This is a genomic window from Microvirga tunisiensis (assembly GCF_009296175.1).
Taxonomy (GTDB): domain Bacteria; phylum Pseudomonadota; class Alphaproteobacteria; order Rhizobiales; family Beijerinckiaceae; genus Microvirga; species Microvirga tunisiensis.
The window spans coordinates 1-23,414 of the sequence record NZ_VOSK01000084.1; the positions used below are offsets into that span (position 1 = coordinate 1).

At 61.6% G+C, this 23,414-nt stretch carries 17 protein-coding genes, 2 tRNA genes and 1 pseudogene; 11 read left to right on the top strand and 9 right to left on the bottom strand.

Annotated features, from left to right (window positions below):
• Window positions 1-414: 414 nt before the first annotated feature.
• The 3 genes from FS320_RS19540 to FS320_RS19550 all read left to right on the top strand — a co-directional run bounded on the left by FS320_RS19540 (window position 415) and on the right by FS320_RS19550 (window position 931).
• Window positions 415-491, top strand: a tRNA-Pro gene (locus FS320_RS19540).
• Window positions 492-528: 37 nt separating this feature from the next.
• On the top strand, window positions 529-834 hold the full coding sequence (locus tag FS320_RS19545) for an ETC complex I subunit (protein ID WP_162003103.1): 306 nt from the start codon (window positions 529-531) through the stop codon (window positions 832-834).
• Window positions 835-854: 20 nt separating this feature from the next.
• Window positions 855-931 (top strand) — tRNA-Arg (locus tag FS320_RS19550).
• A 20-nt stretch (window positions 932-951) separates the two neighbouring features.
• Here FS320_RS19550 and FS320_RS19555 read toward each other — a convergent pair.
• Window positions 952-1,332, bottom strand: a complete 381-nt coding sequence (locus FS320_RS19555) for a DUF779 domain-containing protein (protein ID WP_152713510.1) — start codon at window positions 1,330-1,332, stop codon at window positions 952-954.
• A gap of 61 nt (window positions 1,333-1,393) precedes the next feature.
• Window positions 1,394-2,911 (bottom strand): aldehyde dehydrogenase, encoded by a 1,518-nt coding sequence (gene adh, locus FS320_RS19560; RefSeq protein WP_338105413.1) that lies wholly within the window; start codon window positions 2,909-2,911, stop codon window positions 1,394-1,396.
• Between the two features lie 245 nt (window positions 2,912-3,156).
• Here adh and FS320_RS19565 point away from each other — a divergent pair, with 245 nt between their 5' ends.
• Entirely contained in the window at window positions 3,157-5,007 is a 1,851-nt protein-coding gene (locus FS320_RS19565) for a sigma-54-dependent Fis family transcriptional regulator (RefSeq protein WP_152713514.1), read from the top strand.
• 51 nt (window positions 5,008-5,058) lie between these two features.
• Here FS320_RS19565 and FS320_RS19570 read toward each other — a convergent pair whose 3' ends face one another.
• Window positions 5,059-6,933: a PHA/PHB synthase family protein gene (locus FS320_RS19570; RefSeq protein ID WP_152713516.1), complete on the bottom strand. Its 1,875-nt coding sequence runs from the start codon at window positions 6,931-6,933 to the stop codon at window positions 5,059-5,061.
• 386 nt (window positions 6,934-7,319) lie between these two features.
• Here FS320_RS19570 and FS320_RS19575 point away from each other — a divergent pair, with 386 nt between their 5' ends.
• A complete protein-coding gene (locus FS320_RS19575) occupies window positions 7,320-8,801 on the top strand; it encodes a methyl-accepting chemotaxis protein (RefSeq protein WP_152713518.1) in 1,482 nt (493 codons plus the stop codon).
• Window positions 8,802-8,836: 35 nt separating this feature from the next.
• Here FS320_RS19575 and FS320_RS19580 read toward each other — a convergent pair whose 3' ends face one another.
• Window positions 8,837-9,118, bottom strand: a complete 282-nt coding sequence (locus tag FS320_RS19580) for a hypothetical protein (RefSeq protein WP_152713520.1) — start codon at window positions 9,116-9,118, stop codon at window positions 8,837-8,839.
• Window positions 9,119-9,382: 264 nt separating this feature from the next.
• On the opposite strand from FS320_RS19580, the gene FS320_RS19585 reads away from it, so the two are divergent.
• On the top strand, window positions 9,383-9,580 hold the full coding sequence (locus FS320_RS19585) for a hypothetical protein (protein WP_152713522.1): 198 nt from the start codon (window positions 9,383-9,385) through the stop codon (window positions 9,578-9,580).
• Between the two features lie 64 nt (window positions 9,581-9,644).
• Here FS320_RS19585 and FS320_RS19590 read toward each other — a convergent pair whose 3' ends face one another.
• Both FS320_RS19590 and FS320_RS19595 read right to left on the bottom strand, forming a co-directional pair.
• Window positions 9,645-10,637 (bottom strand): phasin family protein, encoded by a 993-nt coding sequence (locus tag FS320_RS19590; protein ID WP_152713524.1) that lies wholly within the window; start codon window positions 10,635-10,637, stop codon window positions 9,645-9,647.
• An 80-nt stretch (window positions 10,638-10,717) separates the two neighbouring features.
• Window positions 10,718-10,915, bottom strand: coding sequence for a hypothetical protein (locus FS320_RS19595; RefSeq protein WP_152713526.1), 198 nt, complete (start codon window positions 10,913-10,915; stop codon window positions 10,718-10,720).
• A gap of 295 nt (window positions 10,916-11,210) precedes the next feature.
• Between FS320_RS19595 and FS320_RS19600 the strand changes: the two genes are divergently transcribed.
• Window positions 11,211-12,470: an efflux RND transporter periplasmic adaptor subunit gene (locus FS320_RS19600; RefSeq protein WP_152713528.1), complete on the top strand. Its 1,260-nt coding sequence runs from the start codon at window positions 11,211-11,213 to the stop codon at window positions 12,468-12,470.
• On the top strand, window positions 12,470-15,616 hold the full coding sequence (locus FS320_RS19605; RefSeq protein ID WP_338105414.1) for an efflux RND transporter permease subunit: 3,147 nt from the start codon (window positions 12,470-12,472) through the stop codon (window positions 15,614-15,616). Before FS320_RS19600 ends, FS320_RS19605 begins: the two co-directional genes overlap by 1 nt.
• Before the next feature lie 34 nt (window positions 15,617-15,650).
• Here FS320_RS19605 and FS320_RS19610 read toward each other — a convergent pair whose 3' ends face one another.
• Window positions 15,651-16,025, bottom strand: coding sequence for a hypothetical protein (locus FS320_RS19610; RefSeq protein ID WP_152713532.1), 375 nt, complete (start codon window positions 16,023-16,025; stop codon window positions 15,651-15,653).
• 147 nt (window positions 16,026-16,172) lie between these two features.
• Here FS320_RS19610 and FS320_RS19615 point away from each other — a divergent pair.
• Both FS320_RS19615 and FS320_RS19620 read left to right on the top strand, forming a co-directional pair.
• Window positions 16,173-18,218 (top strand): annotated as a pseudogene (locus FS320_RS19615) (prolyl oligopeptidase family serine peptidase).
• A gap of 307 nt (window positions 18,219-18,525) precedes the next feature.
• A complete protein-coding gene (locus FS320_RS19620; protein WP_152713534.1) occupies window positions 18,526-20,955 on the top strand; it encodes a helicase-related protein in 2,430 nt (809 codons plus the stop codon).
• A 3-nt stretch (window positions 20,956-20,958) separates the two neighbouring features.
• On the opposite strand, the gene FS320_RS19625 is transcribed toward FS320_RS19620, so the two are convergent.
• Window positions 20,959-22,128: a M20 aminoacylase family protein gene (locus tag FS320_RS19625; RefSeq protein ID WP_152713536.1), complete on the bottom strand. Its 1,170-nt coding sequence runs from the start codon at window positions 22,126-22,128 to the stop codon at window positions 20,959-20,961.
• 98 nt (window positions 22,129-22,226) lie between these two features.
• Here FS320_RS19625 and FS320_RS19630 point away from each other — a divergent pair, with 98 nt between their 5' ends.
• Window positions 22,227-22,910 (top strand): phosphoribosyltransferase, encoded by a 684-nt coding sequence (locus FS320_RS19630; RefSeq protein WP_152713538.1) that lies wholly within the window; start codon window positions 22,227-22,229, stop codon window positions 22,908-22,910.
• Window positions 22,911-23,238: 328 nt separating this feature from the next.
• Here the strand turns inward: FS320_RS19630 and FS320_RS19635 are convergent.
• A partial coding sequence (locus FS320_RS19635; RefSeq protein ID WP_192926244.1) for a transposase occupies window positions 23,239-23,414 on the bottom strand: 176 nt, incomplete at its 5' end.

Genomic DNA, 23,414 nt, shown 5'->3' on the forward strand with positions numbered 1-23,414 from the left:
GGCAGCATCGGCGACGTGCAGCAGGGCGCCGGCGAGACCGGAGCGGCGGCCTCTCAGGTGCTGGGCGCAGCCCAGGAGCTGTCGCGCCATTCGCACGATCTCGGGCGCGAGGTCGAAACCTTCCTCCGCGGCGTCAAGGCCGCGTAGGAGCGACGCCTTCGCAGGGCAGGACGGGCAGGGCAGGACGGAAGGGACCGCTGCAAACAGCGGCCCTTCTCATTGCGGGCCTCAAGGATCGACCGCTCACCCGTGGCATTCGCTTGGAATGGAACAGGCCCGGAACATTCGTGAAGCTTTTCTTTGGGACTTTGGCCTCCGAAACGATCAATAAGGCCCTTTTCGTACCTATCGGCGAAACCGAGGGCTTGCCTAGGTGTTCTCAGATCGATAGAGAAACCAAGCTGTTGAGGATAACGGGGTGTAGCGCAGTCTGGTAGCGCATCTGCTTTGGGAGCAGAGGGTCGCGGGTTCAAATCCTGCCGCCCCGACCATCTTCACCGGATGAGTCTTGGAGAGAGTCCAAAACCAATGCCTGCACGGATCTACAAGCCCGCCAAGTCCGCAATGCAGTCCGGAATGGCCCGGACCAAGCAGTGGCTTCTCGTTTTTGAGCAGGACAGGCCCCGCGAGATCGAGGCCCTCATGGGCTGGACGAGCTCGGGCGATACCCGTCAGCAGCTCCGCCTTTGGTTCGACACGAAGGAAGAGGCCATCGCCTATGCGGAGCGCGAGCGCATCGCCTACCGGGTCGAGGAGCCGCAAGAAGTCAAGCGGCGGACGATTTCCTACTCCGACAACTTCAAGTTCAACCGCGTCGGCCCCTGGACCCACTAGGCCGGGGCCCTCAGCCGGATGGCTCCGTAGCTCAGCTGGATAGAGCAGCCGCCTTCTAAGCGGCAGGTCGTAGGTTCGAGCCCTACCGGAGTCGCCATTCTCCCGAAGAGCTGATGTTCAGACCGGTGACCTCGTCAGGTTGAGGGCTGCCGCCTCCTCGTCCGTGAAGAGGCGAGACCGGGTCAGGAAACGGACGCCGCGGCCGTTCTCGAGAGAGAACATGCCGCCCTTGCCGGGCACCACGTCGATGATCAGCTGGGTATGTTTCCAGTATTCGTATTGTGACGGGCTCATATGGAACGGTGCCCCGCCAATGGTGCCGAGGAGGACGTCCTCGTCCCCGACAATGTAGTCGCCCTGCGGATAGCACATGGGCGAGGATCCATCGCAGCAACCGCCGGATTGGTGAAACAGAACCGGGCCGTACTCGCTCTGCAGGGTCGGGATCAGGTCGAGCGCGGCGGGCGTCGCGGTCACGCGCAGAATATCGCCATTCATGTGACTTCTCCCGTGAAGTGGACCGGAGCGCGATCCGCTGCGCTCCGGTCCATCGGCGTTCTCAGAAGAAGCCGAGGGCCTTGCTGCTGTAGCTGACCAGCAGGTTCTTGGTCTGCTGATAGTGATCGAGCATCATCTTGTGCGTCTCGCGGCCGATGCCCGACTGCTTGTAGCCACCGAAAGCGGCATGGGCCGGATAGGCATGGTAGCAGTTCGTCCAGACGCGACCCGCCTGGATCGCGCGTCCGAAGCGATAAGCGCGATTACCGTTGCGGGTCCACACGCCGGCGCCGAGACCATAGAGGGTGTCGTTGGCAATCGACAGGGCGTCGTCCTCGTCCTTGAAGGTCGTGACGGAGACGACCGGCCCGAAGATCTCCTCCTGGAAGACGCGCATTTTGTTGTGACCACGGAACACGGTGGGCTTCACGTAATAGCCGCCGGCCAATTCGCCCGGCAGGTTGTTGCGCTCACCGCCCGTCAGCACCTCGGCGCCTTCCTGCTTGCCGATATCGATGTAGCTGAGGATCTTTTCCAGCTGTTCGCTGGAGGCCTGAGCGCCGATCATGGTCGATGGGTCGAGCGGGCTTCCCTGCTTGATGGCCACGACGCGCTTGAGGGCCTTCTCCATGAAGCGGTCGTAGATCGATTCCTGGATGAGCGCGCGGCTCGGGCAGGTGCAGACCTCGCCCTGATTCAGGGCGAACATCACGAAGCCTTCGATGGCCTTGTCGAGATAATCGTCGTCCTCCGCGGTCACGTCGTCGAAGAAGATGTTGGGCGACTTGCCGCCGAGTTCGAGCGTCACCGGAATCAGGTTCTGGCTTGCATATTGCATGATCAGGCGGCCAGTGGTGGTCTCACCGGTGAACGCGATCTTGGCGATGCGCGAGCTGGAGGCTAGCGGCTTGCCGGCTTCGAGGTCATAGCCGTTGACGATGTTGAGGACGCCGGGCGGCAGCAGGTCTCCGACCAGCTCGGCCCAGACCAGGATCGAGGCCGGCGTCTGCTCGGCAGGCTTGAGGACGACGCAATTGCCGGCGGCGAGAGCGGGTGCGAGCTTCCACGTCGCCATCAGGATCGGGAAGTTCCAGGGAATGATCTGCCCCACGACGCCGAGCGGCTCGTGGAAGTGATAGGCGACGGTATCGTGATCGATCGCCGCGACCGAGCCTTCCTGAGCCCTAATGCAGGAGGCGAAATACCGGAAATGGTCGATGGCGAGCGGGATGTCGGCTGCCGTCGCCTCGCGGATCGGCTTGCCGTTGTCCCAGGTTTCCGCCAAGGCGAGGGTGTCGAGATTCGCTTCCATCCGGTTAGCGATCTCGTTGAGGATGCGCGATCGCTCGGTCGGAGCGGTCTTGCCCCAGGCGTCCTTGGCGTCATGCGCCGCGTCGAGAGCCTTCTCGATATCGTCCTTGTCGGAGCGGGCAATCTCGCAGACGACTTTTCCGGTGATAGGAGAGGTATTCTCGAAATAGCGGCCATTCACCGGCTCGACCCACTGCCCGCCGATAAAATTGCCGTAACGGTCCTTGAATGGCGCATTCGAGACGCTCAGAAATTCTGGCTTGTTCACTGGCTTCCTCCCTGGATGAACAAACCGGCTTCTGCAATTTTCGTGCCATCCTGCTCCCATGCCAGGAACCTCTGCTTTTGCACTGCGGTAAGTTCTTGAAAAGGAACGAGCCGAGCCGTGGCTTTGCTTCTTGTTCTTCCGATGACTTCTTTTCGCCTTAGCTTCGCCTATCATGGAGCCTGTCGCGGAAAGAAACGCATCTGCAACACTGTTGCAATTTGCGACACCGGGATGGGAGGACGCCCTTGTCGCCAGATCCAATCCAGCATGCCTGTCAGCATTTCTTTTCGCAGAAGGCCGTGCCCGGCGGGCTCATTCCGCAATCCATTCTGCGGTCCTGGACCCGCTGTCAGGCACTCGGCCTCGAAGGCAGGGCCAACTCGCTCCCGGAGCCGCTGACGGCTTACGAATTCGCGCTCACGGCTGACGAGGCGGAGGCTTTCAAGCGCCTCTGCCGGCCGGAGGTCGAAGCGCTCTATGCGGATGCTCAAGCCACGGACAGCATCGTCATCCTCACCAATGCCTCCGGCCTCGTGTTGGACACCGTCGGGAGTCTCGATTTTGCGGAACGGGCGGCTCGAGTCGCCCTGCGGCCGGGCGTTCCCTGGAGCGAGCAGGTCGCGGGAACGAATGCGGTCGGAACCTCGCTTGCCGAGGGATGCCCCATCGAAGTGCGCGGCGCGGAGCACTATCTCGAATGCAACCGGATCCTGAGCTGCTCCGCCATCCCGATCATCGGTCCGCAGGGAAATGTGTTGGGCGTCCTGGACCTGTCGGGTCCGGCCGAGACGCATCATGCGCATGCGTTCGGCCTCGTGAAGATGGCGGCCGAACAGATCGAGCATCGGCTCTTCGAACAGGATTTTGAAGGCGCCGACGTTGTGCGACTCCATGTGGATCCAGCCATGCTCGGAACCTCACGGGAAGGGATCCTGGTGTTCGAGGATGGGCGGCTCAAAGCGGCCAACCGGCATGGCCTGGCGCTTATCGGACGACGGTTCGATGCGATCGGCGAGGCCTCATGGACGGACCTGTTCCGCGACCGGCTTGCCGCCCTGGTCGATAGCGGCAGCCTCAAGCGGGAGAACGGCACCAAGCTTGTGGGGCGCCTCGATGGGTTCAGGAAAGTTCCCGCATCGGCCAAGCGGATTGCACGACCTGTTCCGCCCACAGTCCCAAGACCGATCTTCGACCTTGAAACGGCACAGGCCATTGCGCGCGCGGTCCGGCTGCTCGATGCAGCGGTGCCGGTCCTCATCCGTGGCGAAACGGGAACCGGAAAAGAGATCTTCGCCCGCGCCGTCCATGCGAGAAGCGCGCGCTCGGACAAGCCTTTGATCGCGGTCAATTGTGCGGCTTTGCCCGAAACGCTGATCGAGGCCGAGCTTTTCGGCTATCAGGCCGGCGCATTCACAGGGGCGCGGCCCGGTGGATCGAAAGGCTATCTCCGGGAAGCCGATGGCGGCGTTCTGTTCCTGGACGAGATCGGCGACATGCCGCTCGCCCTGCAGATGAAGCTCCTGCGCGCCTTGCAGGAGCGGGAGGTCGTCCCGCTGGGTGGCGGGCGGGCCATTCCAGTCGATTTCATGCTGGTCTGTGCCACGAACCGGAACCTGTGGGACCTCGTCCAAGCGGGGACATTCCGCTCGGATCTCTATTTCCGCATCGCGCAATATACGTTCGAGCTGTCACCACTTCGCCACCGCTCGGATCGCGCGAAACTGGTCGACGAACTGTGGGATTCCCTTGGAGCAAGGACACAGCGAAACGCCCTGACGCAAGAGTGCCGCGCGCAACTGGTGAATTATGAATGGCCGGGCAATTTCCGTCAGCTCGTCGGCTGCATTCGAGCGATGCTGGCACTCTGCGAACCGGGTGAGACGCTCACGATGGACGCGCTGCCGGCGGATGTGCGCTTTGGCGTTACGATCGCTGAGAGGGCCCTGTCTCCTCGCGAAGAAGCGCTGTCGACCCTGGAATCCATCACCGCTACGGCCATGGAGGATGCGCTTCGGGCCGCCAAGGGCAATGTCTCGCTCGCAGCCCGCCAGCTTGGTGTCAGCCGCAGTACCCTATACCGGCGTATGCAAAGTTGAAACGCCGGTAGACTATCGCGATCATCGATTGCGCTCAGAAGGAGTGCCGCATCAGGCTTGCAGCACATAGGTGCCGGGCGCGTCGCAGAGGGCAGGATAGCCTCGTGCCGGTGCTCCCGCCGTCGGGGGCTTCGTGAGTTCGCCGCAATGCGAAACCAGCCAGCGCGTCCATTCCGGCCACCATGAGCCCTCGAAGCGCGGCGCGATCTTGATCCAGGTGTCGGGATCCAGGTAATGGCCGACCGCGGATCGTGTCAGCACCTGAAAGCTTCCTCCAGCCCTGCTCGGATCGGCGACGATGCCCGCATTGTGACCGCCGGTCGTGAGAAGAAATGTCACGTCGGTGTCGGCCAATAGATGGATCTTGAACGTGGAGCGCCACGGCGCAACGTGATCCCGCTCTGTACCGACCGCGAAGATCGGGACGCGAATGTCGCTGACCGCGACGGGGCGTCCGTCTACCTGAAAGCGTCCTTCGGCCAGATCGTTGTTGAGGAAGAGCTTCCGAAGGTAATCCGCATGCATGCGATAGGGCATGCGTGTCGCATCGGCATTCCAAGCCATGATATCGTTCAAGGGCGTGCGCTCACCCATCAGGTAGTGCCGGATGAGGCGCGACCAGATCAGGTCGTTCGAGCGCAGAAGCTGGAAGGCCCCGGCCATCTGCCGGGTGTCGAGATAGCCCTGGCTGCGCATCAGATCTTCGAGGAAGTGAAGTTGGCTCTCATTGATGAAGAGAGTGAGCTCCCCAGCCTCGCGGAAATCGTTCTGTGCCGCCAAGAGCGATAGGGTGGCCAGACGCTTGTCGCCGTCCCGCGCCATGGCGGCTGCCGCGATCGAGAGAAGTGTGCCGCCGAGGCAGTAGCCGACGGCATGGACTTTTCGATCGGGCAGGACGGCACTGACCGCATCGAGTGCCGCCATCACTCCGAGCTCCCGGTAATCGTCGAGGCCGAGTTCCCGGTCTTCGGCAGTCATTTTTTTCCAGGAAACGATGAACACCGTGAAACCCTGGTCCGTGAGATAGCGAACCAGTGAGTTCTCGGGCGAAAGATCCAGGATGTAGTACTTCATGATCCAGGCCGGCACGATCAGGATCGGTTCCGGCCGGACCTTCTCGGTCGTGGGGTTGTACTGGATCAGTTCGATAAGATTATTGTGATAGATCACCTTGCCGGGCGTGACGGCCACATTGCGGCCAGGTCGGAAGGCCTCGGTGCCGGCTGGAGACTTCGAACGGACGATCCGCTCCCAATCGTCCAGGAAATTGCGAAGGCCCTGAACGAGGTTCTGCCCGCCGGTTTCCAGAGTACGCCTCTGCACAACCGGGTTCGTGGCAATGAAGTTCGATGGCGAAGCCATGTCGAGGATCTGGCGCGTGATGAACTCGACGACGGCCTGATGCTGTTTGGTTACGCCATCGACGCCGGTCGTGGCGTTTTCCCACCATTGCTGCTGCAGCAGGAAGCTTTGCTGGAAGAGATTGAAGGGCCACCGCCACCACTCCCGTTCCGCAAAGCGGCGGTCCTGAGGAAGCGGTTCGATGCACGGATCACCGGTGCCGCCATCAAGGGCGCAACGGGAAGCGAATTGCGTCAGCCTCGTCCATTTGCGTGCGCCCCTGGTGGCGAGTTCAACCTGCTTGCCAGGAGAGATGGCCAGATGGACAGTCCAGTCCATGAACGCATCGACGATGGCCGCGGGTGACAGGCCGGCGGTGAGGCGAGCAAGGCCGGCATGGGTTGTGTGGTCGAGGGCATCTCGGAGCTGATGGAGTTCAGCATCATCCCAAGGCTCCGGGGAAGCTGATGGCGCTGAGACCGGAACGGTCGATGCTTCCGGAGTGGCCGTCAAAGTCGGCAGTATGGCCAGTTGAGACTTGGAGGTTCGGTTCCCCTTGAGTGTGGAGGATGTACGAGCCGGCATATCAACCTCCCGAGCCTTGATTTCATTCACGAGACGAGGACTGTCACACTGTGACAGAGACCGTCGTTTTGCGCGTTGCTCTCGATCGAAGAATCGTTTCCAATTTCGTCTACATAATGGTCATGCTGGAGGTGCGAGGCTTGGCGTCCCAACAGCAGCGCAAGGTGCTATTGTCATCATCTCATAAGTCCGTTTCAGCAGAGCAAGCGGCGGGTCGACAACGACATATTACGTCTTCGATTCAGTAGAAGACGCAAAAAACGGTAAGCTCAAATACTTAGTTGTTCGCTTTACAGCTTATTATGAATTTGGCTCCAACATGACATGGAAATTTATGGGCATTCTTGCTGTTGTTTCCGTCTCGTGGTGAGTGCCGGAGTTGATCCATGTTGGGTTTATTGTCTCGATCACAGTTTGAAATCAAAGCTAAACTTGAAGCGATCGATAGAGCCCAAGCTGTTATTGAATTTAATCTCGATGGTTCGATCATAACGGCCAATGAAAATTTTCTTCGCACAGTGGGCTACTCCCTTCCAGAAATTCAAGGCAAACATCACAGCATGTTCGTCGAGTCCGCGTTTCGCGAAACGGCTGCCTATGCGGAGTTCTGGAGAAGACTGAAGGCTGGAGAGTATCAGGCGGCTCGCTACAAGCGCCTCGGTAAGGGCGGCAGGGAAGTCTGGATCGAGGCGAGCTACAACCCTCTGCTCGGTCGCGACGGCAAGCCCTTCAAGATTGTCAAGTTCGCAACGGACATCACGACGCAGATGGAGGAACAGGCGGAGCTGAAGGGACAAGTCAAGGCGATTGGAAAATCGCAGGCTGTCATCTCATTCGATCTCGACGGAAATATTCTCGACGCGAACGCGAATTTTCTTGCGGCTGTCGGGTACTCCCTTCCGGAGATCCGGGGCAAGCATCACAGCATGTTCGTCGAGCCAGGGATGCGGACCAGTCCGGAATATCTCGAGTTCTGGCGCCGGCTCAAGAAGGGCGAGTTCCAGGCGGCCCAGTACAAGCGGATCGGCAAGGGCGGGCGCGAGATCTGGATCGAGGCCAGCTACAATCCGATCCTCGATGCGAGCGGGCGTCCCTACAAGGTCGTGAAATATGCAACCGATGTGACGCAGCAGGTCGGTCTGCTGATCAATCTCAGGGGCATGATCGAGACCAATTTCGGCGAGATCGATGCGGCTGTCGACCAATCCACCCAGGAGGCAAGCTCTGCGAGCCAGGCAGCAACCGCCACGTCCAGCAATGTTCAGATGATGGCATCTGCGGCCGAGGAGTTAGCCGCCTCGGTGAGAGAAACCGCGCAGAGCATGGCCACCTCTCGCGTGGCGACCGATACTGCTTTCACCGAGGCGAAAAGCGCGAACGAGTACACGGACAAACTCTCTTCTGCTGCAGAGGCGATGGGAGGCATCATCAGCCTCATTCAGAGCATCGCCGGGCAGATCAACCTCTTGGCCCTGAATGCGACAATCGAATCCGCCCGAGCGGGTGAGGCTGGCAGGGGGTTCGCGGTGGTCGCAAGCGAAGTGAAGAACCTGGCGTCGCAGGCGGCCAAGGCGACCGAGCAAATCTCAACGGAAATCGATGCCGTTCGTAGCGTATCGAGCGGAGTTGTCGAGGCGCTCACGAAAATCCGCAATTCTGTTGAAACCATGCGGAATCACGTGGTGGGAGCGGCATCTGCCGTCGAACAGCAGAGTGCTGTCACACAGGAAATGTCCTCCAACATGCAGGATGCGTCCCAAGCCGTGACACTCATTGCCGACAATATCGGAACCATATCGGCGGCAGTCGGAAAGGTGTCCCAGGCCGTTGACACGACGAAGAACGCCGCACGTGTGCTCGCCCGGTAGAAACTTGCGCCCCAGGAGCAGCGTCGTAGCCTTCCTCAGATGAATGTCGTCTCGATCCGCTCCCGCAGGGCTGCGAGTTCCCGAATGTAGGGCGCCCGCTGCTCCCGGTGCTGGCGCCAAAGACTTGCGATCATCTCGCTCTTGCGCTCTTCATCGGCCGGGCTGTGCTTGATGGTCTCGAGGCTCTTCTCGAAGGCGAAATCGATATCGGCGAGATCGGCCAGGACGGTCTGGAGCAGAGGCAGAATGTCCGGGGAATAAACTCGACTTCTGTTCGGTGCCTTCTGGAGACGGGAATGCTCGACGTGTGTGGCCATAGCGTCCTCCGATGATATTCTGGCGGCGTGAACTTCCTTCGAGCGGTTAACACAAGTTAAGATCATCACTTTGGTAAGGATGGGGCAGCTTGGCCTTGTATCGGTAGGGAGTGCCCGAATTCTGAAGGAACTGCTCAATGGCCGGATCGGACCGAAATTGACCCGGTCAAACGATGGAATGAGATTTTTACAACAGTGATCGTCCGGTTCGACAGCTAATCTGTAGGAAGCTTCGGACTATGCGCAGGGGCCGTGGAGGCGCTCATGATCAGCTGGATCGTTCGGATATTGATGGTTGCAGCAGGTGTCGTCACAAGTTGGTTCGTCGCCAAAGACGCTCCGATCTTCGGAGTGGCTCAGGTGATGGTGGCTCTCCTCCTGCTCACGTTCATCGTGGCGGTCCTGGCTTTCTGGCCGCACCGCTGGACAATCGCCCTGAATCGTTCGGAGAAACAGCACTGACCGGCTCGCCATGGGGCGTCATGTGCCCCTGGCTTCCGGCCAGGGGCACAACGTCGGCTGAGAATCAAGCTGCTCGGCTGACCCGCTCTGCGAGATGGTCCACTTCGACGGTTGCAGTCCGGGCAGCTTCGTCCGCCAGCTGAATTGTGAGTTCGGCCATCCGCCGGCTGTTGTCGACGGTCTGCTCCAGGTTGTCTCGGATGAGGGAGCTTTGAACCGCAACAAAGTCGTTCATGGACCGGCAGCGGGCGAGGGCGTTCAACCCTTCGAGATTTGTCTGCAGTCGCTTCTGGCTCAGCTCGAACCATTCTCGCGACACGTCCTGAAAGCCTCGCACCAGGACAGTGTTCGATTGAGCCACGGTCTTCAGGCCTTCCGAAGCTCGCTCGGTGAGCCCGCGGCCCTCTCCATCGGAGCGGCCGAACATCTGCATGGCCTGACCTGTCGAGCGGCGGGCCAATTCAGAAAATACGCCGAAGCTGTTCTGCATGACCTGCTGCATCGATTGCGCAATATTTTGGGCGCTTTCCGTCCCCGCTCGCACGGTTTCGCCAAGGTCGTCGGCGACCCTCTGCACCGTATCGACCTGCTCGCGGGCACGGCGTGCCTCGAACCGCTTCGTTTCATCGATAGCTGCCATTTCGTCCTCCACTTTCTCGACAACTGCTTCCGCTTCATCGTCGCTCAGAACCTTGAGCACCGCCGGGAGAAGCTCTTTCCTGTCATCGCGAATATGCTGCTGGAACACTCTTCTCAGTTCAGCCACTTTGGCGAGAAACTCACCATTGTTCTTTGGCATGCGCTCCAGGTCTGTCAGAAGCGCAGTCGTCTCCTCATTGTCACTGAGGGCCTGCCGAACAAGGTCCTCCATCCCATGCCGTCGAAGGACTGGCAGGAGATGCTGCTCCTGAAGGGTTGCTAGCAGCGTCAACTCCTCCTGCAGATCCGCGAAAAGACGCTCACGGGTTTTGATGGCACTATCGGAGGTCGCAAGAAGTTTCTCGAAGAGATCCCGCGCTTTGTCGGGAGGCGTCTGATTGAATTTTCGCGTGGTCATCGTCGCTCTCTGGGTTCAGTTAGGGCGTGATTCAACGTCGAACGAAGATGTTCCGGCGCTGAAGGGTGAAGGGATCCTGCCTAATGCTGAAGGCCTAACGGCCAGGGCGCAAAGAGGTTCGGCCGTCTCCATAGGACGAAATGGTCCTGAGCGGCGAGATCCAGGCTGGTGTCTTTTTCCAATAATGCAAGTTGAGCTTCGATGGCTTTGAGCTCGCGCTCAAGCTTGGCTGTCCGGCGAGGCTCAGAGCCCATGGGCCTTCTTTTCTTGCTCTTCATCAAGCACTCCATGGTCCGGCGCAGCCCACTGCCTTCTATGAAGAAGCGGACGGCGTACGGATGGCCATGATGGTGCCCCCTGCGATTTGTTCATTCTGTGTTTGGGGCGAATGATACCGGAGCACAGCTGTTCGTCTGTCAGAAACCCGACACAAAGGAAGAATTTGTTAACACAAGTTAATTTGCCGCAGGGTGCATGGAAGCAGCCCGGTCCGTCGCGGAACCCGCACACGGTCAAGATGTTCATGCCCTAAGGGTGGAGATCTGTGGCCAGCCGTTCCCCCGTGATGCGCCGATGAAGGCCAGCCCTTCGACGGGGCAGTTCGTCCCAACGAAGCCGGAGGGCAAAGTGGTCAAGCGCATCCTCCTCATCGCCGTGGCTGGTCTGGTTCTCGCTGCGGGCGTCTACTACTTCATGTCCCGTTCCGCGCGAGAAACCCCGGCGCAGCAGACGGCGGCCGCCTCGCTGCCGACACCTCAGGTTGGAATCGTGGTGGTCCAGCCTGCCGAGGTGCCGTACCCGGTGGAATATGCCGGCCGCGTCTCCGGCTTTCGCGATATCGAAGTGCGCCCGCGCGTCGGCGGGCTCCTGCTCAAGCGCGAATATGAGGAGGGCGCGCGCGTCACGCAGGACCAGGTGCTTTTCCGGATCGACCCGGCATCCTACGAGGTCGCGGTGAGCCGGGCGGAAGCCCAGCTGCTGCAGGCCCAAGCGGCCGTCCGCCAGGCGGAGGAAAATTTTAACCGGATCGAGCAGCTTGTCCGCCGCGGTGTCTCGACAGAGGCACAGCTCGAGGATGCGCGCTCCCAGCGGGACCAGGCTCGGGCTGGCGTCCAACTCGCCGAGGCTGAGATTCAGAACGCGAAGCTGAACTTGAGCTACACGACCGTGACGGCGCCCGGGACCGGGATCACGGCTTTGGAGTCGCCACCGGTCGGCGCACTCATCCAGGCGCAGCAGACGCTTCTGACCACCATTTCTCAGATCGATCCGGCTTATGTGAACTTTTCATTCACCGACGAGGAGGGCAGGGCCTTCCGTGCCCTGAACGAGCGGCGAGAGAAGCCAATCTCGGAGAAGGATCTGACCGTCGAGCTGCAATATGCCCGGCAGGCGAAGTACCCGCAGGTCGGCAGGATCGATACGGCCGCCCAGCGGGTTGATCTGCAGACCGGAACGATTCAGGCGCGAGCGATCTTCCCGAATCCGGATGGCCTGTTGCTGCCGGGCCAGTTCGTCAGAGTGCGCCTCATCGGCATCACCCTGCCCGATACGATCGTCGTTCCACAGCAAGCGGTGAGTCAGGGGCCCCAGGGGCCACTGGTCTATGTGCTCGGCGAGAACGACATCGCTCAGGCGCGCCCGATCCGCCTGGGACCGGAACTGGCGGCGGGCTGGGTCGCGAGTGAGGGGCTGAAGGGTGGTGACAGGGTGGTCGTCGATGGCGTGATCCGCGTCCGTCCGGGCCAGCCCGTCAGGCCGGTGCCGATGGATCCCAAGGCCGCGCAGACCACAGGCACCCCAAACGCCTCCGCACCTGGGGCCCGGCCATGATCTCGAAGTTCTTCATAGACCGCCCGATCTTCGCGTCGGTCCTTTCCATCGCCATCGTGCTCATCGGCCTGATCGCAATGCGGGTTCTGCCCGTTGCGCAATATCCCGAAATCGTCCCGCCTCAGGTCGTGGTGTCGGCCACCTATCCGGGAGCGAGCGCCGAGACCATTGCCGAAACCGTCGCCGCTCCCTTGGAGCAGCAGGTCAATGGGGTCGAGGACATGATCTACATGCAATCGACCTCCACCGGTTCGGGGACCATGAGCCTGTCGGTGTACTTCCAGACCGGGACGAATGCCGACCAAGCAACCATCAACGTCAACAACCGTGTCCAACGTGCGACGGCCGTTCTGCCCGAGGAGGTGCGGCGGCAGGGTGTGACGGTAACCAAGCGATCGTCCTCGATCCTGCAGATCGTAGCCCTGTCCTCACCCGACCGGCGTTACGACACGATCTACATTTCCAATTACGCGCTCATCAACATCATCGACGAGCTGCGCCGCACGCCCGGGGTCGGCGACGCGTCGCTCTTCGGGGCCTCGGACTATTCCATGCGCATCTGGCTTCGGCCCGACAAGGTCGCGCAGTACAATCTGACGCCCGGTGACGTTGCCGCCGCCATCCGCGACCAGAACGCGCAATTCGCGGCCGGGCGCTTTGCGGAAGAGCCGACGCCAAGCCGGCAGGCCTTCACCTATTCGGTCACGACCCAGGGACGGTTCGCAGACCCGCGCGAGTTCGAACAGATCGTCCTGCGCTCCGACGAGAACGGCGGCGCGCTGCGGCTGAAGGACGTCGCGCGGGTCGAACTCGGGTCTCTCAACTACTCCACAATATCGACCCTGAACGGGGCCCCGACGGTGCCGATCGGGGTCTATCTTCAGCCTGGCGCCAACGCTCTCGACGTCTCGGGAGCCGTCGATGCGGCGATGAGCCGGCTCGCCCAGCGTTTCCCCGACGGCCTGCGCTACGACGTGCCCTACAACACGACGAAGTTCATCCAGGTCTCCATCGAGGAGGTCGTCAAGACCTTCATCGAAGCCATCGTGCTGGTCGTGATCGTGGTCTTTCTCTTCCTGCAGAACTGGCGCGCGACCCTGATCCCGCTTTTGGCCGTGCCGGTGTCCATCGTCGGCACCTTTGCCGGCATGTATGCGCTGGGATTCTCAGTCAACCTCCTCACTCTCTTTGGCCTCATCCTGGCCATCGGGATCGTGGTCGACGATGCCATCATCGTGCTGGAAAATGTCGAGCGCATCATGTCGACGGAGCATAAGCCGCCACGGGAGGCCGCCATCCAGGCCATGCAGGAAGTGAGCGGTCCCGTCATCGCCGTCGTACTCGTTCTCTGCGCCGTGTTCATCCCCGTGTCCTTCCTCGGCGGTCTGGCCGGCGAACTCTATCGCCAGTTTGCCGTGACCATTGCGGTATCGGTGGTGATTTCCGGTATCGTGGCGCTCACGTTGACTCCCGCCCTGTGTGCGCTCCTCCTCAAGGAGGGACACAGCGAACCGTGGCTGCCGTTCCGCATCTTCAATCGCGGCTTCGACTGGGCGACGCGGACGTTTACCTCCGGCACCGCCTTTTTCCTGCGCCACGCTTTGATAGCCCTTGTTCTCATAGGCGGAATGCTCGGGGTAACCTGGTTGCTGTTCGAGCGGGTGCCGGGCGGCCTCGTGCCGGCAGAGGATCTGGGAAACGTCTTCGTCGTGACGGCGCTGCCGCCTGCAGCCTCCCTCGACCGCACCCTCGACATCACCGCAAAGGTGAGCGAGGAGCTCAAACGCAATCCCGCCGTCGCCGACGTGGTGACCATTGCCGGGTTCGATCTCCTGTCCGGCGCTCAGAAGACCAACGCCGGCGTGTCCTTCGTGACCCTCAAGGATTGGTCGGAGCGGACCGACCCGCGGCTCGACGCGCGCAATCTCGCTCCGGCTTTCGCGGCTCTGAACGTGAACTTCCGTGATGGGATCGTAGTCGGTTTCAACCCGCCGCCGATCACGGGCATGAGCACGACTGGCGGCTTCGAGTTCTACCTGCAGGACCGGTCGGGCGGTTCTCTGGAGAGCCTGTCGCAGGCGGCACAGCAGGTGATCCAGGCCGCGAGGCAGCGGCCGGAGCTCTCAGGCGTCTCCACGACCTTCAACACGAACGTGCCGCAGTACCGGATCGACGTCGACCGCGACAAGGCGAAGGCGCTCGGCGTCCCGATCTCGGCCATCTTCGACACGATGCAGAGCACGTTCGGCAGCCTTTACGTCAATGATTTCGGCCTGTTCGGACGGACTTATCGGGTGAGCCTCTCCTCCGAGCCCGAGTTCCGGATGACGCCCAACGATCTGCAGCACGTGTTCGTCCGCTCTGACAAAGGCAACATGGTTCCGCTCAACGTTCTCCTGTCCACCTCCCGCATCGTTGGTCCGGATGTGGTTGATCGGTTCAATGTGTTCCCCGCAGCGAAGATCCAGGGCAATCCGGCTCCGGGCTACTCCTCGGGGCAGGCGATCGCCGCAATCGAGCAGGTGGTGTCGCAAAACCTGTCCTCGGACTACTCCATCGGCTGGACGGGGTCAGCCTATCAGGAGCTGCAATCGGCAGGAACCGGGTCGCAGGGATTCCTCCTCGGACTCGTGATGGTATTCCTGATCCTGGCAGCACAATACGAGCGCTGGTCCCTGCCATTCGCCGTCATCACGGCCGTGCCTTTCGCGGTCTTCGGCGCCATCCTCGCCATCTGGCTCCGCGGGATCGAGAACGACATCTATTTTCAGGTCGGGCTTGTCACCCTCATCGGGCTGGCAGCCAAGAACGCGATCCTGATCGTTGAGTTCGCGGCCGAGCGCTACAGGGCAGGGGAAACCGTCTACGATGCGGCCTTGGATGCAGCACGTCTTCGGTTCCGCCCCATCGTGATGACCTCTCTCGCCTTCATCCTCGGTGTCGTGCCGCTTGCAGTCTCGACGGGTGCAGGCTCGGCAAGCCGTCACTCGGTTGGTACCGGCGTCATCGGCGGTATGCTGGCCGCGACCTTCCTGGCCATTCTCTTCGTCCCGCTGTTCTTTCGTCTGGTGACGCGCGAGCGGAAGCCGGCGGACAAGGCAGCCGCGCCGGTCATGCCTGAAACTGCGCCTGCGAAAGAGGTTTAGGGTTGGAATGGGGCAGGCGATAACGCTCGGGCCGTCAGCGTTTGCGCAGCCGCTCGATGGCTTCCTTATGGGCGGCGGGATCGACATCGTACTCTTCCGCCAGACGCCCGATCTCGGCTTGCCTCTCGTCCACAGAGAGCTTGGGACTGAGACTTGCCACGGCGGCCAGGAAGGAGGCGCCTGCAAAGACCGGGTCGCGACGTCTCGCGGTCTGATCACGCTCCTTCTTCAACTCCGCCTGACGCTGCTTATAGGTTTCGAGCGGTCCGAACGCCCGCAAGGCCCGATTGCGCAAGGCCTGGACCGGAAGGTCATGCTCGCCAGCGATATCCGGCAGGGCCTGTTCCGGGTCTTCGCCGGCCGTCAGGGCTTCGGCAAGCTCTTCGAGTGCGGATACAAACGGATCCATGGCGGCCCCTTACAAATGGTTTATCGTCAACGGATGGTGATCCGTTCGGTTCTGCTCAAAGTGTTGCCCATGGCTCGGGCCGACCAATAATCCCTGTCATCGATTCTCGCCCACCTGATGTCACCAACCTGAACGGAATCCACCATTATGGCCGAACGGATGCAGGAGCGCCCCGACCCCTATCTCAGGCTGGAGGATGTGGAAGGCGAGGAGGCACTCGCCTGGGTGCGTGCTCACAACGAGATCACGAAAGCTGTCCTATGCGACGCAAACTTCGAGGTCGACAAGCGGACGCTCTACGAGATCTCGACCCGACCGGACAACATTCCATTCATCACCAGAAGGCGCGGCCAGCTCTACAATTTCTGGCAGGACGCCACCCATGTGCGCGGCCTGTGGCGGCGCACTTCGATGGAAGACTATCGCGCGGCGGAACCGTCCTGGGAGACAGTGCTCGACATCGATGCGTTGGCTGGTGCCGAACGTGAGGATTGGGTCTGGAAAGGCTGCGGCACGCTCCAGCCGGAACAGCGCTACGGCTTGGTCAGCCTGTCCCGCGGCGGGGCGGACGCCGTCGTGATGCGCGAGTTCGATCTCGTCGAGAAGCGCTTCGTCGATGATGGCTTCGCACTGCCCGAGGCCAAGGGCGGTGCCGCATGGCTCGACAAGGATCAGTTGCTGGTATCGACCACGCTCGGCGCGAATGCAGCGACTGCTTCGGGTTATCCGCGCACGGTCCGCCTATGGCAGCGTGGCTCGGACTTTCAGCAGGCTCCGCTGCTCTTTCAGGGCGAGTTCAACGATATCTACATCTCGGCATCAGTCGATCTGGAGCCGGGCTATGAGCGAATCTTCTACCGGCGGCAGATCACCTTCGAGGAGGGGATCAGCTATCTCGCGCAGGAGCAGGGGGATCCATTACTAATCGACCTTCCGCTCGACGCCCGGTTCGACGTGGAGAAGGATTGGCTGATCGTGAAACTAAAGAGCGATTGGACCCTGCCGGAGCGCATTTATCCGGCCGATGCGCTTCTGGCGATCAGCTTTTCCCGTTTTCTGGCAGGAGACCGCAGCTTCGAGATGTTGTTCGAGCCCGGTCCGAGGCGGGTCCTCTCCGGGTTCTGGTGGACCAAGTCCCGGCTGGTGCTGACGGTGCTCGACAATCTGGCAAGCCAGATCTGGCTTGGCACGCCAGGTACGGACTGGCACCTTGAACGTCTGGAGGGGCTGCCGGATGCCGCATCGGTCCAAACCATGGCGCTCGATGCGGGTCAGCTCGAACGCACGGATGAGTTCCTGCTGGCGATCTCAAGCTTCATCGAGCCCACGAAACTGGCTCTCGTGACCGAGGACAAGCGGATCGAGGTGCTGAAGGAAACTCCACCGGCCTTCGATGCTTCGAACCTGGAGGTGACCCGGCACGAGGCTGTTTCCGTGGATGGAGAACGCATTCCCTATTACCAGATTGGTCCGAAGGAACCCGGCGGTCCGCGCCCGACGGTGCTCTACGGCTATGGTGGATTCTCGGTCTCCATGACACCGGGCTATCTCGGTGGCATTGGCAAGACCTGGCTGGAGCGCGGCAATGTCTGGGTCGTGGCCAACATCCGTGGCGGTGGCGAGTTCGGAGCCGCTTGGCACAAGGCGGGCATGCGCGAAGGCAAGCGCCTGTCTCACGACGATTTTGCCGCCATCGCCCGCGATCTTGTGAAGCGTGGCGTCACCACGGAGGAGCGGCTTGCGGCCTATGGAGGCTCGAACGGAGGCCTGCTCGTCGGCAACATGCTCACTCGCTATCCGGAACTTTTCGGTGCGATCTAGTGCACGGTGCCGCTTCTCGACATGCGTCGCTATACGAGGCTGCTGGCGGGGCCTAGCTGGGTGGCCGAATACGGCGATCCCGAACGGCCCGAGGACTGGGCCTATATGGCGGGATTCTCTGCCTACCAGAATCTTGAGGAAGGGCGGGCCTATCCTCCCGTTCTGCTCGTCACCTCACGGCGCGATGACCGCGTCCATCCTGGCCATGCGCGTAAGATGGCGGCGAAGCTCGCCGCGATGAAGCAGCCGGTATTCTTCTACGAGCCCGATGACGGCGGGCACGGGGCAGCCAACAAGGAGCAGGCGGCATTTCTCACGGCGTTGGGGCTTGCCTTTCTCAGGAAGACGCTCGCCGGCGAGGGCGACGTCTGAGGCGTTCTCTCATTCAGCCGGGGATAACCTATTGCAAATAAGGACTGTCTGTAGCCGTGGATCCCTTGATATTGCACCCCGCCGTAGACACATAGGAACGAAGGAAAGAGTTAGCGGATCAAGGCCTTAAACCTGATCCTCCCGGCCTGGGCCCAAACCTGAAAGGGCCGGGCAGCATCTCCGAGTGCGGTCCCCGAAAACATCTGAGCCTTCCGCGAGTTTAACCCTGGCTCATGCCGGAGCGGCAGGTGCACCCATGAACAAGGCTGAAGCAGCGACAAACGCGCTCCGCCATGCGGAACTGTGAATGTCCAAGAAGTCTAAGAACCTTGTCAGCCTCAATCACCTGCCGGGAATTCTCCTGGCCAGCGCAGCCGAGTGCGAGCGCTGGATCGAGGCCGGGCTGATCCCAGTGGCCGAGCGTCGGACATTCCAGAAGCGTGGGCGCGCCTTCGAGGCTCCCATGTTCGATCCGGAGGTCGTTGCGCAACTGGCGGCCGAAGTGCCGGCATGGCGGGAGCAGGGAGGCGAGATCCTTGAGAGCGCTCCCCATGCTCCCCGAAGCGGAGGGGATCATCAGCCTCTCGACGATGCCGCCCATCGGCGCCGGCAGAGCGTTCTTGCGCCCGTCCGCCGAAATACGGGCATCTACGTCGCCGAGGACATCCGCAGGATCGAGAGCGGCCGGTGGAAGCTGGAGCGTGTCTTTGCGGGCTATAGGGCGGTGTTCAGCAAGCCGATGCAGGTTCTGCCGGACAGTCCCCCTTTCGATATCGCCGTCGAGTTCGCCTTTACCGAACCTCTTGAAGTGGCAGCGGTCGTGCTAGCACCGGCGCGCGTGGAGCGTGCCGAACTTGCTGCGGCGTCGGAAGCTCTCGAAGCCAAGATCATTGAGCTGCGAGACGCAACCTTCGAGGCCTGCGAGCAGGAGCTGGCAAGCTGGCGCGACGAGCTTGAGACTTATCTGGCTGCTTACGAAGATACGGACGAGCGTCAGGCGATCCTCGGCGGTATTCAGGTTGCTCTCGAGAAGCTCGACCGGATCCACGCTTCAGACAAGGGCGGGCCAGGCGGCGCAGGGCGTAAGCTGCGCCAGAAACTCGACGATTATCGTTCCAAGGCTGCCGCCAGACGACTCCGGCATCTGCGCGAGGCGCAGATCCGCGAGGCGTCCGGCTATGAGCGCTATGCGGCCATCTTTCCGGTCGCGCGCTCCCTGAACCGCCGATTCCTGTTCCTCGCAGGGCCGACCAATTCGGGCAAGACCTACGAGGCTCTGAAATTCGCCGGAGAGGCTGAGACAGCCGAGATTCTTTCGCCCCTGCGGCTCCTTGCGCTCGAACATTATGAGCGCATGAGCGAGGAGGGACTCGCGGCCGGCATGGTCACGGGCGAGGAGCGCGTTCTGCCGGACGACGCGACCCATATTGCCCGCACGATCGAAACCTTGGATCTGCACCGCGTCGTCGACGTCTGCGTGATCGACGAGGTCCAGATGCTGGGAGATCCGAGCCGCGGCTGGGCTTGGACTCAGGCCATGATCGGAGCGCCTGCAAAACTCGTGGTCCTGACCGGCGCACCGGAAGCGATCCCTCTGGTCGAGCATCTGCTCGCGATGACCGGCGAGCCGCTTGAGGTGAAGATCCTCAAGCGCAAGGGCAAGCTGCGCGTGGAAGGTGTCCCGGCCAATCTCAACAAGCTGTCGCGTGGCGATGCCGTCGTGGCCTTCACCCGCCGCGACGTACACGATCTGCGCACGCGTCTGGTCTCGGCCGGGCGCACGGTTGCGACCGTGTATGGTGCCCTGGGACCTGAAGTCCGCCGGGCGGAGGCGGCGCGCTTCCGCAACGGCGAGGCGGAAATCCTTGTCGCTACGGATGCCATCGGAATGGGCCTCAATATCGGGCCGCTCAGGAGAGTCGTCTTTTCGACTCTGCGCAAGTTCGACGGCGTGCGCGAGCGTCAGCTCACGGCCATGGAGATCAAGCAAATTGCCGGCCGGGCAGGGCGCTTCGGCCACCATGACGAAGGCCTTGTGACGGCACTGCCGGACGCCGGCGCATACGCCCAGGTCGAGACTGTCATTGGCAATGCGCTCAAGGGCGATGCCGCGAAGCTGCGGGGGAAAGCCTATGTCCGCCCGAACCACGAGACGGTGCTGTCGGCGAGCGAAGTGCTGCAGACCGACCGGCTCGGCCGCATTCTTCGTCACCTGAACGACACCCTCGTTGCCGGGCATCCGGATCTGCGTATGGCTGATATGGAGGAGATGATCGAGCTGGCGACGCTCCTGGATACGGTGGACATGCCGATCCTCGACCGCCTGTCCTACGCGATGGCGCCGGTTGACGGGCGCGAGCAACTAGCTGTCGAACTCCTTCTCGATTGGGCCCGGCAGCATGCTCTGCATGGGCGCGTTCATGCGCCGGACTTCGGCGTAAACACGGATCTTCTGAAGCTCGAAGCCAGGGTAAAGATCGCCACCAGCTGGCTCTGGTTGGGGCAGCGGTATCCGGATGTCTTCGACGATGTTGAAGCCGTGGTTGATTTACGGGCAAGCCTCAACGCCAAAATCGAGGAGAAGCTTGTTGCGACCTCCGTCTCCCACCGCCGGAAGCCGGATGAGAAATTTCGCCGAGATAGAGGCAAGAAGATCCAAAGCCAGAAAAAGAACAGACGCGGTTGGATCGATGCCGATGTCGGTGAGACCGAGCCCTCCCGCGTCAGGGGACAGTAGGCTTCAGGTTGCGAGTTCCTGCTCCACGAGCGCAATCCAGAATGCAACGCCGGTCGGAATCGCGTCGTCATTGAAGTCATATGCTGTGTTGTGATGCAGCGCTCCATCGACGGCGGGTCCATTCCCGAGCCAGACATAGGCTCCGGGCGCGGCGTTGCCGAAGAAAGCGAAGTCGTCGCCAGCCGTCGAGGGCTCGAAATCTGTCACGACATTGGAGCCGCAGACGGCCCGCGCCGCCTTGAGCGCGCGGGCCGTTGCATCTGCATGGTTGATGACCGGCGGAATGCGGCGGCGGAATTCGTATGAAACCTCGATGCCGAACATGGCGGCGACGCCCCGCCCCAACCGCTCGATTTCCATTTCCAGCTGATCGCGCACCTCGGCCGAATAGGCCCGCGCGGTTCCGCCGATCTCGACGATATCCGGAATGACGTTGAGCGCCCGCGGATCGCCGGCCTGGATAGAACAGGCGCTCACCACGGCGGGCTGCAGGGGATTGACCACCCGTCCTACGATGGTCTGCAGGGCGGAGAGGAAATGCCCGCTCGCCGTGATCGGGTCCTTGCCGAGATGAGGCTTGGCCCCATGGGTGCCTACCCCCTTGAAGGTCACGAACCATGTGTCGGACGAGGCAAGCTGAGGACCGGCCGTCACCGCCATTTCGTCGGTGCTCAGACCCGGCATGTTGTGCAGGCCATAGACGGCATCGCAGGGAAAGATGTCGAAGAGCCCATCTTCGACCATCTTCTTTGCCCCGCCACGGCCTTCCTCCGCCGGCTGGAAGATGAAATGCACCGTCCCGGAGAAATCCCGGGTTTTTGCCAGATGGCGCGCAGCCCCGAGCAGCAGCGTCGTATGCCCGTCATGTCCGCAGGCATGCATCTTTCCGGCAAACTTCGATTTGTAGGGACGTTCCGCCTGCTCCGGCATCGCCAGTGCATCCATGTCGGCGCGAAGGCCGATGGTTCGCGTGCCGTTGCCCACCTGCAGAGTGCCGACGACGCCCGTCTTCCCTAATCCGCGATGGACCCGAAGTCCGGCCTCTTCCAGAAGTGAGGCGACGATCCCGCTCGTCCGCTCCTCCTCGAATCCCAGCTCCGGATGAGCATGGAGGTCTTGGCGGAGGCTGCGCAGGAATGGTAGGTCCGCCTTGATGAAATCCTGAAGGGGCATCGCGCTGTCGTCCTGGATGGGCTGGCCAAGCCCGTTCGATAGCGCGATGCCGGCTGGGTCACAATCATTCAGTGCCATACGAATGAGAGATACAAGCGATGCAGCCTCATGATTTCTGGCAGGAGATCCATCCGCCTCACACCTTCGAGAGGCTGCCGGCGGAAGGGCATCGCGGGTTCTTTCCTGCGGAGTTCGAGGATGGCCGTCAGTTGCGCCTTCCGATCCGGGAATTGGCCGATGGGGAGCACGCTCTCGCATCCCTCATCATCAACCAGGCCGGTTTTGCCGTCGAAGAGGCCTTGTGTGCCAGCCTTGCTGAAAAGGTCCGGCACTTCGAGCCCGAGGTGGTGGTCGGTCTTCCGACGCTGGGGCTTACCCTGGCAAGTGGCACGGCGAAGAAGCTGGGACACGGCCGCTATGTCCCACTCGGGACCTCCCGCAAGTTCTGGTACCGCGAAGACCTCTCGGTTCCAATGACGTCCATTACCAGCCCGGGGCAGGTTAAGCGTCTCTATCTCGACCCTCGCATGGTGCCGCTGATCCAGAACAGGCGCCTCCTGCTCGTGGATGACGTCATCAGCAGTGGGCGCTCCGTTGTTGCAGCTTTGAGCCTTTTGGAAACCTGTGGGATCAGGCCCGTCGCCATCGGAGCGGCGATGCTGCAGACGGATGTATGGCGGGAGCAGCTTGCCGCCGTGGACCCACGGTTGCCCGAGCGGGTCGTGAGTGTCCTGAGGACGCCGCGCCTCAAGAGGGTGACGGGCGGATGGACTCCCGAGTAGATCAGCTTCGTTTTGCAGGTTTTTTGGGCAGAATGGCGGTAAGGTGGGCAGAGTCCTTGGCGGGCGGGGCTTTCCCGAGGCCATGGTTGTGCTAATGCGTGGAGCCTGTAGGGCCGTCATCCCCTTGTGAAGGATATCGGCACCCATTCCTTGGCTGTGAACTAATGGAACCTAGCCGTTCCTATTCACCAGAGTTTGTTTCGGGGCCTATTTGGTAGCGCGGGCGTGCCGATCCGCTGCGTTTCTTTCACCGCGGCAAGGTCTGGAACGTGGGGAACGCGTTGGCAGGGACGGGATGGGATGACCGGGGCGATGGCAGCCCCGGCGCTCAGGGCGAGGCCGCCCGGGGCTGGGGTGCCAGAGCGCTCGCAAGACGCCGGACGAGATCCGCTTCCGGACAGCACGAGGCAAAGGCCAGTCGGATGCGGCTGGTGGTTTCCTGCACCCGCACGGCGATCTTGAGCAGGCGCAACCGCAGCGTTGCGAACTCCGCCCGGGCGAGAT

Excerpts from the sequence above, each read along its gene's own strand:
- FS320_RS19545 (WP_162003103.1), top strand. The coding sequence starts at position 529 with ATGCCTGCACGGATCTACAAGCCCGCCAAGTCCGCAATGCAGTCCGGA.
- FS320_RS19555 (WP_152713510.1), bottom strand. The coding sequence starts at position 1,332 with ATGAATGGCGATATTCTGCGCGTGACCGCGACGCCCGCCGCGCTCGAC.
- FS320_RS19570 (WP_152713516.1), bottom strand. The coding sequence starts at position 6,933 with ATGCCGGCTCGTACATCCTCCACACTCAAGGGGAACCGAACCTCCAAG.
- FS320_RS19575 (WP_152713518.1), top strand. The coding sequence starts at position 7,320 with ATGTTGGGTTTATTGTCTCGATCACAGTTTGAAATCAAAGCTAAACTT.
- FS320_RS19580 (WP_152713520.1), bottom strand. The coding sequence starts at position 9,118 with ATGGCCACACACGTCGAGCATTCCCGTCTCCAGAAGGCACCGAACAGA.
- FS320_RS19585 (WP_152713522.1), top strand. The coding sequence starts at position 9,383 with ATGATCAGCTGGATCGTTCGGATATTGATGGTTGCAGCAGGTGTCGTC.
- FS320_RS19590 (WP_152713524.1), bottom strand. The coding sequence starts at position 10,637 with ATGACCACGCGAAAATTCAATCAGACGCCTCCCGACAAAGCGCGGGAT.
- FS320_RS19595 (WP_152713526.1), bottom strand. The coding sequence starts at position 10,915 with ATGAAGAGCAAGAAAAGAAGGCCCATGGGCTCTGAGCCTCGCCGGACA.
- FS320_RS19600 (WP_152713528.1), top strand. The coding sequence starts at position 11,211 with ATGAAGGCCAGCCCTTCGACGGGGCAGTTCGTCCCAACGAAGCCGGAG.
- FS320_RS19610 (WP_152713532.1), bottom strand. The coding sequence starts at position 16,025 with ATGGATCCGTTTGTATCCGCACTCGAAGAGCTTGCCGAAGCCCTGACG.
- FS320_RS19620 (WP_152713534.1), top strand. The coding sequence starts at position 18,526 with ATGTCCAAGAAGTCTAAGAACCTTGTCAGCCTCAATCACCTGCCGGGA.
- FS320_RS19625 (WP_152713536.1), bottom strand. The coding sequence starts at position 22,128 with ATGCCCCTTCAGGATTTCATCAAGGCGGACCTACCATTCCTGCGCAGC.
- FS320_RS19630 (WP_152713538.1), top strand. The coding sequence starts at position 22,227 with ATGCAGCCTCATGATTTCTGGCAGGAGATCCATCCGCCTCACACCTTC.